The 13,135-nt window shown below is 63.6% G+C and carries 7 protein-coding genes; 5 read left to right on the top strand and 2 right to left on the bottom strand.

What is annotated here, in order from left to right; translation table 11 throughout:
- Positions 1–14: 14 nt before the first annotated feature.
- Positions 15–3,344 (bottom strand): 7TM diverse intracellular signaling domain-containing protein, encoded by a 3,330-nt coding sequence (locus VJ698_RS02990; protein ID WP_324101177.1) that lies wholly within the window; start codon positions 3,342–3,344, stop codon positions 15–17.
- Between the two features lie 213 nt (positions 3,345–3,557).
- On the opposite strand from VJ698_RS02990, the gene VJ698_RS02995 reads away from it, so the two are divergent.
- The 4 genes from VJ698_RS02995 to VJ698_RS03010 all read left to right on the top strand — a co-directional run bounded on the left by VJ698_RS02995 (position 3,558) and on the right by VJ698_RS03010 (position 10,316).
- Positions 3,558–5,327 (top strand): GMC family oxidoreductase N-terminal domain-containing protein, encoded by a 1,770-nt coding sequence (locus tag VJ698_RS02995; protein ID WP_324101178.1) that lies wholly within the window; start codon positions 3,558–3,560, stop codon positions 5,325–5,327.
- A 173-nt stretch (positions 5,328–5,500) separates the two neighbouring features.
- Positions 5,501–7,246 (top strand): alpha/beta fold hydrolase, encoded by a 1,746-nt coding sequence (locus VJ698_RS03000; RefSeq protein ID WP_324101179.1) that lies wholly within the window; start codon positions 5,501–5,503, stop codon positions 7,244–7,246.
- Positions 7,239–8,813: a hypothetical protein gene (locus VJ698_RS03005; RefSeq protein ID WP_324101180.1), complete on the top strand. Its 1,575-nt coding sequence runs from the start codon at positions 7,239–7,241 to the stop codon at positions 8,811–8,813. Before VJ698_RS03000 ends, VJ698_RS03005 begins: the two co-directional genes overlap by 8 nt.
- Positions 8,814–9,038: 225 nt before the next feature.
- On the top strand, positions 9,039–10,316 hold the full coding sequence (locus VJ698_RS03010; RefSeq protein WP_324101181.1) for an EAL and HDOD domain-containing protein: 1,278 nt from the start codon (positions 9,039–9,041) through the stop codon (positions 10,314–10,316).
- 94 nt (positions 10,317–10,410) lie between these two features.
- Here VJ698_RS03010 and VJ698_RS03015 read toward each other — a convergent pair whose 3' ends face one another.
- The gene (locus tag VJ698_RS03015; protein ID WP_324101182.1) at positions 10,411–11,379 is read right to left on the bottom strand and encodes a LysR family transcriptional regulator; all 969 of its coding nucleotides are present in this window, start codon (positions 11,377–11,379) and stop codon (positions 10,411–10,413) included.
- Positions 11,380–11,505: 126 nt separating this feature from the next.
- Here VJ698_RS03015 and VJ698_RS03020 point away from each other — a divergent pair, with 126 nt between their 5' ends.
- Positions 11,506–13,119, top strand: a complete 1,614-nt coding sequence (locus VJ698_RS03020; RefSeq protein WP_324101183.1) for a GMC family oxidoreductase — start codon at positions 11,506–11,508, stop codon at positions 13,117–13,119.
- Positions 13,120–13,135 lie beyond the last annotated feature (16 nt).

Here is a 13,135-nt window from a genome sequence, read left to right on the forward strand (position 1 = left end):
GTTCGTCGCGTCCCTTACGCCACCTTCCGTTGCGCCAGCCCTTGTTCCACCAGGCCGAGCGTCTCCTTGCACATTTCACCGAACGCCGCCAGGTGTTCCGGCCGCGCGATACGCTTGCCCAGCATGTCCTCAAGTCCAGCGGCCTCCGTCATCAGGTCCACCGCGCCAATGTTGGCGGCCATGCCGCGCACGCTGTGCACCACCAGCTTCATCGTCGCGTGGTCGCCAGCTTCCTGCGCGGCATGGAACTGCTGCAACGCACTGCCGAGGCTGGGCACGAGCATGGTGAGCACGCGGTGGTAAAGCGCCACATCGCCAGCCAGCCGGTCGAGCGTGTCGGCGGTATCGAAGCCGGGGATCCGGATCGGTGATGCCTCGTCCGCGGTGACGGGCAGGGGGCCTCTCGACTCTTCTTCCTGCACTGCCGGCTCGGCCTGCGTCAGCCAACGCGTGAGCGTGTCGTAGAAATGGTCGGGATCGATCGGCTTGGTGATGTGGTCCTGCATGCCGCTGGCCAGGCACTCGTCTCTTTCTTCGAGTGTCGCATGCGCGGTCATGGCAACGATCGGCAGTGCGGCGAAGCGTTCATCCATGCGAATGCGGCGTGTCGTTGCGTGGCCACCCAGCTCGGGCATCTGGAGGTCCATCAGCACTAGGTCGTAAGTGTCCGGTTCCGCCGCGAACAACGTCTCCAGCGCGATCCAGCCGTTGGCGGCGATGTCGACCTGCAGGCCAGTGGCCAGCAGCATCTCGCGCGCGATCTGCTGGTTGATTTCGTTGTCTTCCACCACTAGCACGCGGCAACCGTCGAAGCGCGGCAGGATGCGCTGCTGGCGCGCCGCGCAGCAGGCGGTGCTGCCGTCCGCGAGCGCCTTGAGGAAGGTGTCGTGCAGCAGTGACTGATCGACCGGCTTGAACAGCACGGCGGCCACCGGCCGCGATTGCGCCCGCTGCAGCACATCCTCGCGTCCAAACGCGGTGACGAGAATGACCTTGGGCGGCCGGGCGAGGCCTGCGGCGCTGACGGCGTCGGCCAGTTCGAGTCCGTTCATCCCGGGCATGCAGAGATCGGTGAGCACCAGGTCATAGGCCTTGCCGGCAGCGGCTTCGCGGATGGCGGCCATGGCTTCGCTGCCGTTGCCAACGGTATCGACTGCCAGGCCAATACCCTTGACCAGCCCGGCGAGGATTTCACGCGCCGCCGGATTGTCGTCGGCCACCAGCACCCGGCACGCCAGCAGGCGCTCGGGGCGGTCGGGCAGCGCCGCAGCCTTCAGCGAGCCGAGGTCGAGGCGGACGGTGAAGCTGAATGTCGAGCCGACGCCGTGCTCACTCTCCAGCAGCATGTGGCCACCCATCATTTCCACCAGGCGCTTGCTGATTGCCAGTCCGAGGCCGGTGCCACCGTACTTGCGGGTGGTCGAGGTGTCGGCCTGGCTGAACGCGCTGAACAGGCGGATGCGCTGCTCGGGCGTGATGCCGATGCCCGTGTCCTCGACCTCGAAGCGCAGTTCGACGCCGCCCACGAAGCTGCCGGCCAGGCGGCAGCGCAGCGTGACGTGGCCGGCATGGGTGAACTTGATGGCATTGCTCACCAGGTTGATCAGCACCTGGCCCAGCCGCAGGGAATCGCCGTACAGGTTGGACGGCACGTCCTCGGCCACGTCGAACACATACTTCAGGCCTTTCTCGGACGCGGCCTGGCCGGTCATGTTGCTGACATTCGAGAGCACCTGGTGCAGCGAGAAATCGGCCTTGTCGATGCTGATCTTGCCCGCTTCGATCTTGGAGAAATCGAGGATGTCGTTGATGATCCCCAGCAGCGACACCGCGGAGCGATGGATCTTTTCCACATAGTCGCGCTGCGGCCCGGTGAGGTCGGTGCGCTGCGCGAGATAGGCCAGGCCAATGATCGCATTCATCGGGGTGCGGATCTCATGGCTCATGTTGGCCAGGAAGGCGGACTTCATGTGCGAGGCGTCCTCGGCAACTTCCTTGGCCGCTTTCAGTGCGCGTTCGTGCTCGCGCAATTCCTGGTTGGTGCGCGACAGCTCGGCGGTGCGCTCGGCCACGCGCTGTTCCAGCACGCGTTCGCTGCGCTTCAGGCTGTCCACCAGTTGTTGCTGCGCGAGCTCCTTGTCGCGCCGGATCTGGTTGAAGCGGTCGGCCAAGGCCAGCGACAGCAGCAGCATTTCCAGCGCCGACCCGATCTGCATGCCATACACCGCGAGGAAGCTGGGCAGGCCCTCGATGCCGAGGCTGCGCGAGGCGGTGAGCACGGCGGCGAACACCAGGAAGCCGAATGCCAGCAGAAAGAAGCGCGCGCTGCGCTGGCCGCGGAGCAGGCAGACGATACCGACGACGATGGCAAGCAGCATGTTGGAGGCGTCGAGGGCGATGCCCAGGCGGATGACCTGGCTGTGCGGCAGCAGCAGGAAGGCGAGCACCTGTGCCACGTTCAGCAACAGGAAGGCACGTATGACGCGGTCGAGGGTCGGGACGGTCTTTGCCGTCGCCAGCAGGCTGCGCTGGAACAGCAGCAGGGTGATGCCGGTCGAGGCGAAGCCCATCATTCCGGAAATGATCGCCCAGCGGGGCGACTCCGGCCACAGGAACTGGTAGCCGATGCCGCTGTAGGCGCCGATGGAAAGCGCGTTGGCGGCGACGAACAGCACGTAATAGAAGTAGGTGCGGTCGCGCAGCGAGGCGAACAACAGGAAGTTGTAGGCGCCCAGCGCCAGCAGCATGCCGAAGTAGAGCGCCTGGCCGATGTATTCGAGCAGGCTCTGATGCGTGAACTGCTGCGGCTCCCACAACCTGGAGGGGATGTCGACCGAAGTCTCGGAGGCAACGCGCAGGTAATAGGTCTGCTCGGTATGCGGCGGCAGGTGCAGCGGGAACACGAAGTTGCGGTGATTGATCGGGCGCTGTGCGAACGGGCGCGCATGTCCGGTCGCCATGCGGATAAAGCCGTCGGGACCGGGCGCATAGAGATCGACTTCGTGCAGCCAGAGGAAGGGAATCTCGAGCAAGCGTTCGATCTGCTGCTCGCTGTTGTTGGCCAGGGTGATGCGCAGCCAGATCGCGGACCGGGTCAGGCCGAAGTTGATCGAGTCCGCATGCAGCGTCGAGTGTGCGAAACGGCCGGCGGCCTCCGGCTTGCTGACATCACTGATGCCAAGCACGTCCTCCTTGTCTTCCAGGACCCACCAGTACGGTGTCAGGTTGATGGGGGTGCCGGCCTGTTTGTCGTCGATGCGCAGGTCCGCCGCGTGCAGTGCGCCCGCGAAGTTGAGCAGCCAGAGCACGATCAGGCAGCGAAGGAAACGATGGAGATGCGGCATCAGAATCTACCCGGGGGTCGAAAAGTGCAATATTGACATATGGCAATCGTAGCAGCATAGCTGCCTGAAACGGGCGTCGTTAGCATGAAAATTGCCGATATGCATGAAAAGTTACCATTTCTTACCAGAAATAAAATATGATCCGTTTCACAACAAGCAAAAACAGGCTCGCCGGCCAGGCGGGTGAGAATGGAAATGTCCCGGGAGGAGGCAATGAGCGAAGGTCTCGACTTCGAGGCCGTTGTCGTCGGCAGCGGCTTCGGCGGCGCGGTCATGACCGCGCGCCTGTCGAAACGCTGGCCGGGCAGGGTGCTGCTGCTGGAGCGCGGCAGGCAGTATCCGCTGGGCGGCTATCCGCGCAGCGCGCACGACATGGCCGACAATTTCTGGTACCCGCAATGGGACACCGCGCGCCGGCCGCATGCCGTGCGCAAGCGCCAGGCGAAGCGCGGCCATCTCGACGGCATGTTCGACATCCGGCATTTCGACCGGATCGATACCGTAGCGGCAGCGGTATATGGCGGCGGTTCGCAAGTCTATGCGAACGTTTTCCTGCGCCCGCCGGAAGCGGTTTTCGAACAGGGCTGGCCGGCCGGTATCCGTCGCAACATGCTGATGCCATACTACGACGTCGCGCAGCGCGTGCTCGGCGCCCGCCCGGTGCCGCCCGCCAGTGGACCGGACGATCGTCGCAGCATCCGCCGCACCGGGCAGTTCGAAGCCTTCGCGCGCGAGGTGAAGTTGCCATCGCGCATGGCAGATGTCGCCGTGTTCTTCGGCAACGGCTACACCTATCAGGGGAGCGACGAACCCGTCCAATTCGGCGTGCAGGAGACGAACCGCTACGGCGCGCTGCAGACCTCCTGCACCTATTGCGGCGAATGCGATATCGGCTGCAATGTGCAGGCCAAGAATTCGGTCGACCATAACTACCTGCATGTCGCGCGCCAGCGTTACCAGGCGCAAGCGAGGACGCTGGCGGCGGTGGAACGGATCGTCCCGCTCGATGCCTCGGGCAAGGAAGATCCGTCCGCCGGCGGCGAGCACGGCTATCGGGTGGTCTACCGCAATGTTGCGGAAGGCAGCGAGCAGAGCGTCACCGCGCATCGCGTCGTGCTGTCGGCCGGCGCACTCGGCACGAGCGAACTGCTGCTGCGCTGCCGCGACGTGCATCGCAGCCTGCCGCGCATTTCGTCGCGCCTTGGACGGCAGTTCTCCGGCAATGGCGATTTCCTTGCGTTCTCGATCAACGGCAAGAAAGAAATCGGATCCACCTATGGCCCCGTCATCACTCAGTACATCGATCATCACCTGTTCGACAGGCTCGACCGCCAACGCGCCTTCATCGTGGAAGACGCGAGCTATCCGACGCAACTGAGCTGGGCGGTGGCCGCGCTCGGGCCGGCGATGAATCCATGGCAGAAATTCGTGCAGACCTGCAAGCAGTTCCTGCTCTTTTGCTTTGACCGCGCTTACCCCGGCCGCAAGAACAGCAGCGTCGGCTACCTGATGCAGAAACTGCTCGCGCACGACCTGTCGCAGTACAGCGCGGTGCTGCTGTGCATGGGCCTCGATAACGCGCAGGGTGTGCTGCGCCTCAACGGCGACGGCTATCTCGACGTGGACTGGCCGCAAATGAGCAACGGTGCGCTGTACGACGCCATCATCGCGCTTGGCAAGCGATTCACTCACTTCATCGGCGCCAGCACCTACCTGCCAATGCCGACCTGGCTCTGGCCGATCAATAACAACGTGACGGTACACCCGCTCGGCGGCTGCGCGCTGGCCGATACGCCGGAGCAGGGCGTCGTCAGCGCAAGCGATGGCAGCCGCGGCCAGGTCTTCGGTTACCGCGGCCTGTACGTCGCGGACGGCTCGCTCATGCCGACTGCGCTCGGCGCGAATCCTGTCGCGACCATCACCGCCTTGTCGGAATGGATCGCGCACGAGATCACAGGTATGGCGCCGGATGCGGAGCTTTGATTTTCTGGGTGTCCACGGAAAACACGGAAAGCACGGAAAAAGTCCGGGTTGAATTCTCGCTCGGCACGGTCGTTTAACAACGCCCATCCTGTCAAGATGTCTTCGAACACTTCCGTGTTTTTCGTGTTTTCCGTGGACACAAAAAGCCTTTTCCAATTGAAGGAGCAAGTGCCATGTCGAACGACCTGCACGCGGTGAGCATTGAGTTCGCGGAGGTAATGAAGGGCTGGGTCAGCGCGGAGGCGACGACCTTCGAGGACGGTTATGAGCATGGCAGGAAGGCGAACCATGCGCTGGCCTTGGATGTCACGGTGCGCATCGATGACCTTGATGCCTTCCTGCACTCGCCGGAGCATGCCGGCACGCTTTCGGGACATGTCGATTGCGCGCTGCTCGGCGGCGTCTGCCCGGTGCAGTTGGGCACCTTCCGTTTGCTGCCGAATACCGCCGACCGTGACCGCAAGGTGATGTATTACCAGGTGTATTGCACGACGCCTCAGGGCGAGGCGTTCACCTTCGTCGGCGAGAAGCAGGTGCAGCACGATTCATTGCTCGACCTGTGGCACGATACGACGACGCTCTACGTCAATGTGTTTCGCGGCCACGTTGATCCGGCCAAACCGGCGCTGGCTGATCTGTGGGTGACCGGCATCATCGGCCTCACGATGGCCGACTTCATGCAGGTGCTGCGCGGGCTGCGCGTCGTCGATGCAAACGGGAGCACCAGCATCAAGGGCCTGTTCGCGTTCGGCGCATTCTTCGCCGGAAAACTGTGGGATGTCTATGCGCCGCACCTGGCGCCGTCGCCTGACCAGCCGCTGCGCCGCTATGCGAAGTTCACCACCGAAGGCGTTACCGGCGCGGAGATCAGCGAGCATCCGCTTTCCACGGCGGACGGCCTCGGCCTGTCGCTCACCCGCTTTCGGCGTTCCGACTGCGATGACGTGGTGCTGATCATCCATGGCCTCACCAACTCCACGGACATGTTCATCATGCCGGAGCATCGCAACCTCGTGCAGCACCTGCTGGATGAAGGTTTTGGTGACGTGTGGTCGCTCGACTGGCGCGGCAGCAACCGCTTTCCCTACAACCTCGCGCGCAACACATACAACTTCGACGACGTCGCGCTGTTCGACCATCCGGCCGCGATGCTGGAACTGCGCCGTCACATCGGCACGCGCAGGCGCGTGCATGTGATCGCGCATTGCGTCGGCTCGATCACGTTCGCGATGTCGGTGTTCGCCCGCACGGTACAGGGCATCACGAGCATGGTGCTCAACAGCGTGTCGCTTACGCCCTATGTGCCGGCGTGGTCGGAAATCAAGCTGCGCTTCGGGCCGTGGGTGTCGGATCATGTGCTCGGCATCGAATACTTCAACCCGAGCTGGCGACGGCAGCCCACGTGGTCGGTCGGCAAGATGATCGCCCATGCTGCCGACATCGTGCATGGTGAATGCCGTTCGCCGGAATGCCACATGCTGAGCTTCATGTGGGGCAGCGGGCGGCCGGCGGTGTTCAATCATGCCAATCTTGCGGAGGAGACGCATGAACGCCTGGGCGACCTGTTCGGTGGCACGTCGGTGCATTACTACCGTCACGTGTTCAGGATGGTGAAGAGCGGGCATACGGCCGTCAAGTTCGAGCCGGGCCATCCACGCTATGCGGCGCTGCCCGACAATTACCTGGAGAACGCGGCGGACATCAGGACGCCGATCCTTTTCATGCAGGGGCAGGATAACCACGTCTTCGCGGATTCCAATATCCGCTGCCATGAACGGCTCGAAAAGCTCGCGCCGGGCAGGCACAAGCTGCATGTGTTCGCCGGATACGGGCACCAGGACCCGTTCATGGGGAAGGATGCCGCGATCGACATCTTCCCGCACATCATCAGCTTCCTGCGCGAGCATGCGCATGCGTGACACTGAAATCGAACCAATGAAAGAGGAAGTACTCCCGCCCGGACTGACCCTCTGGCCGGCCGGCGAAGAGAAGAAGAACCGCCTGTGCGTGCTGATCAGCGATATCCATTGCACCGACTGCACGGTGGGCAACCAGACGGCCTCGGAGACAGACTGGAAGATGTTCTTCGAGCAGATGGAATTCGCGGTGTGCAATCCCGGCGACAGGATGCAGACGCCGCCCGAACAGCGCGTCGAGGAATTACTGCTGATCCTGAACGGCGACGTGGTCGACCTGATCCGCAGCAGCAAATGGGCCGAGGCTGGCGTGTATCCGTGGGACCGCGACCATCCGCGTTTCGAGGAACTCGTGATGGCGGTCATGCGCGACATCGTGGCCATCCATGCATGCAAACGGCCGGAGGGCAGCATGCAGCCGTATTCCGGTTTCTTCTTCTGGATGCGCGCCAGCCTCGATGCGCTGCGCGGCAAGGGCATCACTATCACCGTCGTGCCCATCGTCGGCAACCACGACAAGGAGCTGCAGGTGGTGCACGCCGCACGCCGCATGCTGTACGAGGAATGCCTCGGCCTCACCGACGACATGATCCCCGACCGCTATCGCGCCTGGGTCGCGCGGCAGCTTGGCACGAAGGCCGAGGAACGCTACCCGGCGCTGCCGTTTTATTTCGCCGACCGCAGCCTGCGCCTGCTGGCGACCCATGGCCAGTGGCGCGACAAGGATAATTGCCGCGCCATCTCGCGCTGGCGTCCTTCGCGTGGATGGGCGCCGCAGACATGGCGCGAGGAGCAATACCGGGCCTTCAGCGATCCCTGCTTCGGCGACACGGTGGCCACAGGCATGCTGTCGCGCTTCATCTGGAGCGTGACGCGCAGGCTCGACGAACGCGTACCGGGCGCACACCGCATCCGCAGGCTGCTCGATGAAATGGATCTGTACCGGCCATCAGTGGCTGCGGTGGTGCGCCTGCTGACGGAATCGCACCGTATGGCACGCGCCGAGCCGGCGGCGAGAGGCTTGCACGACATCGTGCTGAGCAGCTTTCGCGAGAGCCTGGTCGCATGGATGGGGCATCGCGCGACGTGGCAAAGCGCGCGGGGCACGACCTGGTTCGGCCTGTGCGCGCTGTACCTCCTCAGCCGCTTCAAATGGTACTGGCTGGACATACGCCTGATGCGCCTCATGGCGCGCAAGCAGGAACCGGAAGCGGACATCGCCGACGGCACGCTGCTGGATCTGCCCGCCTTCCAGCCCGAATATCGCGCGCTCGGTTTCCGCCTGCATGTGGAAGGGCATACGCATGTGGCGCTGGAGGCAGATTTGCAGTTTTCGCAGCCGCGCCGGGATCGCAAAAATTACACTTACATCAACCTGGGTGCCTGGCGCGATACCATCCTTCCCAAGCGTAACCACGGCTTTCGGCGTCGCGGCGTCGGGCGAGCGCTGTTCGTTGTTGATCTTGCCCGCCTGCCGCAGGATCGCCTGCCGAAGGGAACATCCGACGACGCCTATCGTTTTTACGTCCGTGACATGACCAGCTGGGGCGACCGGATGGATCGCTGGTAAAGCCCGCTTCAAGGGTTTGCTGCAGCGCACAACGCGCATTCCCTCAAGTCCGCGCCTTCATGGCCGATATCAAGAATGAGACACTTTTGTACCGAGGGCAGGAAAACCTACGTCGCAAATAGTTGCATTTGGGAAATGTCTGGTCTATCGTGAAGGTGCAAGGTGCATCATGAGTCCTGGCACGGCGCGGCGGGCACGCGCGCCGCAGGACAGGGAAGGCACACCATGAGTATCAGCGTCACGTTCAACAGCGCGCACAGGATACTGCTCGCCTCCGAGTTCTTCATGGCCCGGCGCCCCGTCGTCGACCGTCAGCAGGATCTTGTCGCCCACGAACTCCTCTTCTGCAATCCGTCGGGCGATGCGCCGTTCGCCGCGTCGGCCGAACAGCCGGCTTCCGCTTCGGTGCTGTCGGATGTGCATCAGCATGGGCTGAGCCGGGTGATCGGCGAGCTGACCGGCATCCTGTATATCGACCATGATGCCCTGATGAGCGATATCTTCCAGTTCCTGCCGCCGCAGAACGTGGTGCTGGAAATTGCCGCCACACCCAATCCTTCGCCGCAGATGGTCGAGCGCCTGGCGGCGCTGACGGCCGCCGGCTTCCGCTTCGCGCTCGTGATCAAGGACGACAGCGCCGACGTGCAGCAGCTGCTGCCAATGGCCGAAGGCGTGCGCATCGACATCACCGGGCGCGACGCCGCCAACCTGGAGCGCCTGTGCGGCGCGTTTCGCGGGCTGAACAAGCGCTTGCTGGCAGAGCGGGTGGAAACCATCGAGCAGTTCCGCATGTGCCATGCGCTCGGTTTCGACTACTTCCAGGGCTACTATTTCCTGCAACCGCACATCCTCCAGGGCAAGAGGATTTCACCTTCGCACCAGGCAATCACCGAGCTGATGGCGCTGATCACTTCGGACGCCGACAATGCCGAGATCGAGCACAGCATCAAGAGCCATGTGACGCTCGGCCTGAACCTGCTGCGCCTGGTCAACACGCCCGCCATCAGCTCGCATCGCATCGATTCGCTGCGTCAGGCATTGATGGTGCTCGGCCGCGACCAGCTGCAGCGCTGGTTGCAGGTCATGCTCTATGCCGAACCCGGCCTGCACGGCCGCAGCGTCCTGCCGCTGATGGCGCAGGCCACTACCCGCGGTCGCCTGATCGAACTCATCGCGCAAAAGCTCAGGCCGGGCAATCGCAGCATTGCCGACACCGGCTTTACCGTCGGCATCATGTCCCTGGTGGACACGCTGTTCTCCATGCCGATGGAAGACATCCTGCAACAGATCCCCGTGGTCGAGGAAGTCGGCGACGCGCTGCTGCACCGGCAGGGCTATTTCGGCAAGCTGCTCGCGCTGGCCGAGTATGTCGAGTGGAAGACCAAGACCGACGCGCAACTGCTGCAGGCAACGCGCGAACTCAAGCTCACCTGCAATGACCTGTACATGATCCAGCTTGCCGCGTTCGAGTGGAGCGACCATGTGACCAGTTGCATGCATTGAAACCTTGCGCGGCTCCCGGCCAGGGCAGCATGTCCGCCAGCATCGCAACCGGCGCGCGCAGCCGGACCGCAATTCCTGCCGGTGCGACCGCGCGCTATTGCGGGCCGCGTTTCGCGCGGCCCGCATTGGCAGGCGAGGACAGCCGCCTGTCCACATCCGCCGACAGCTGGAGCGCCATGGACTGCAAGCGTTCGATCATGACCGTGGCAATCGGTGAATGGCTGCGGCCGCGCAGTGACACGACACCCATTTCGGAATGCAGCGGCGGCAGGTTTTTGATCGTCAGCAGCGTGAATTTCCCCGCGTCGACCTCTTCCCTCACAGCGGCATGGGCAATGGCGAGTACCGTGTCCGAATTCAAGGTCGCACGCTTGAGCAGTTGCACGTCGTCGCATTCCAGGGCCAACGGAACGGATGAGCCGGGTGCCAGCCCCAGCAGTTGCGCCAATGCGGTGCGGATGGCAGCCGGCAGGCGCACCGTCGCGACGCCGAAGGGGGCAACGTCCAGCGGGCGCAGTCCTGTGCGATCCAGCAAAGGATGCCCGGCGCGGACATAGAAGCCGCCATACTGGCGCGCCAGCAGCTTGATGTCGAGGTCCGGTCCGGCGGGAACATCGCGGATGTCGGCGATGAAGAAGTCCAGCTCCTCGTCGCGCAGATGTTGCGCCAGATGGAGCCAGTTGTTGACCTCGATACGGACATGCACCTCCGGAAACGACTTGCGGAATTCCGGGATCAGTTCCGGCAGCATGGTCGATGCCGGGAAGGGGCCGACTCCCATGGCGAGGTCGCCGATCAGCTTCTTGCGGTAGAGATCGATGTCGCGTTCCATGCACCGGCTGTCGAACAGCAGCTTGCGTGCGCGCTCGATCACGAAGGCGCCGGCCGGCGTAGGCCGCACGTCGAGCGGGCCGCGGTCGAACAAGGTAATGCCGAGCTCCGCTTCGGCGGCCTGGATGCTGCGGCTGAGCGCCGGCTGCGACAGGTGGACACGTTCGGCAGCGCGCGCGAAATTGCGTGCATCCGCGACCGCCACGAGATGGTTGAGGCGTTTGAGGTCCATGGTTTTCGTGTTCGCCGGCGCCATGCCGGCAATGCGTTCAATGCATTGATTCTAGCTTTAAAATGCATTGGACTGCATTGCCTGGCACCGCTTATCCTGCTCCAAAAATAACATTGGAGGAGGCGAATGGACATCGTCGAAGTCGATTATGTGGTCGTTGGCGCGGGTTCGGCCGGGTGTGCGATTGCGGCGCGCCTTAGTGAACGCAGTGGGGTATCGGTTGCATTGCTCGAGGCCGGGGGCACGGACAAGAGTGTGCTTATCCACGCTCCGGCCGGCGTGGTCGCGATGGTGCCCACGAAGATCAACAACTATGCCTACGAGACCGTTCCGCAGCCCGGCCTGAACGGGCGCCGCGGTTACCAGCCGCGCGGCAAGACCTTGGGCGGGTCGAGTTCGATCAACGCCATGCTGTATGTGCGCGGCCATCGCCGGGACTACGACCATTGGGCGGCGCTCGGCAATGCAGGCTGGTCGTACGACGACGTGCTGCCCTACTTCAAGCGGGCCGAGCGCAACGAACAGTTCAGCGACGGCTACCACGGCCAGGACGGCCCGTTGAATGTCACCTATCCGCGCTACGAGAGCGAACTGAGCGAGCGCTTCCTCGAGGCCGCGGCCATGAACGGCATCATACCGACGCCGGATTACAACGGCGCGCAGCAGGAAGGCTCTTTCCTGTACCAGGTCACCCACAGGAACGGTGAGCGATGCAGCGCCGCGAAGGCCTATCTCACGCCGAACATGTCGCGCCCGAACCTGCATGTGATTACCGGCGCGGTGTCCGAAAGGATCCTGTTCGAGGGGCGCCGCGCGTGCGGTGTTTCCATCTTGCAGGGCAATGCGCGGCGCCAGGTGCGCGCGCGCCGCGAGGTCATCGTTTGTGCCGGCGCGTTCGGCTCGCCGCAACTGCTGCAATTGTCAGGCATCGGCGCGCATGCCGAACTCGCTGGTTTCGGCATACCGGTGGCAAGCGATCTGCCCGGTGTGGGGAAGAACCTGCAGGACCATCTTGATTACGTGCAGACATGGCGAATCCCGGACGCGACCGAATCGTTCGGATTGTCTGCCCGGGGCGCGGCCAAGGTCGGGGCAGCGATGCTGGAGTGGAAGAAGCACCGCACGGGAATGATCTCCAGCCCGTACGCGACGGCCGGCGCCTTCCTTCGCTCCTCGCCGGAAGTCGAGGTGCCCGACCTGCAACTGGTGTTCGTGCTGGCGATCGTGGACGACCATGCGCGCAAGCTGCATCTCGGCCACGGCATTTCCTGCCACGTCGACATTCTGCGTCCATACAGCCGTGGCACGGTGACCCTGGCGAGCACCGACCCGCACGACGCTCCCGTCATCGATCCGAAGTTCCTGTCCGACGAACGCGACCTGGAGTTGCTGGTCAAGGGCGGCCGGATACAGCAGCGCATCATCGAATCGTCACCGTTCGACGGCATCCGCGGAAAGATGCTGTATCCGACGCGCGCTGACGATCCCGCGAGCATCGCAAGCGATATCCGCAATCGCGCCGATACCCAATACCACCCGGTCGGCACCTGCAAGATGGGGCCGGAAAGCGATCCGATGGCCGTGGTCGATGCGCGGCTGCGCGTATGGGGTGTGGAGCGCCTGCGGGTGGCGGATGCCTCCGTCATGCCGACCATCGTGGGCGGCAATACCAACGCACCCAGCATCATGATAGGCGAGAAGGCGGCGGACATGATCCTTGCCGACGCACGCGCCCAATAACCCGACAACGCGAGGA

The organism is Noviherbaspirillum sp. (assembly GCF_035254685.1).
GTDB lineage: Bacteria > Pseudomonadota > Gammaproteobacteria > Burkholderiales > Burkholderiaceae_D > Noviherbaspirillum.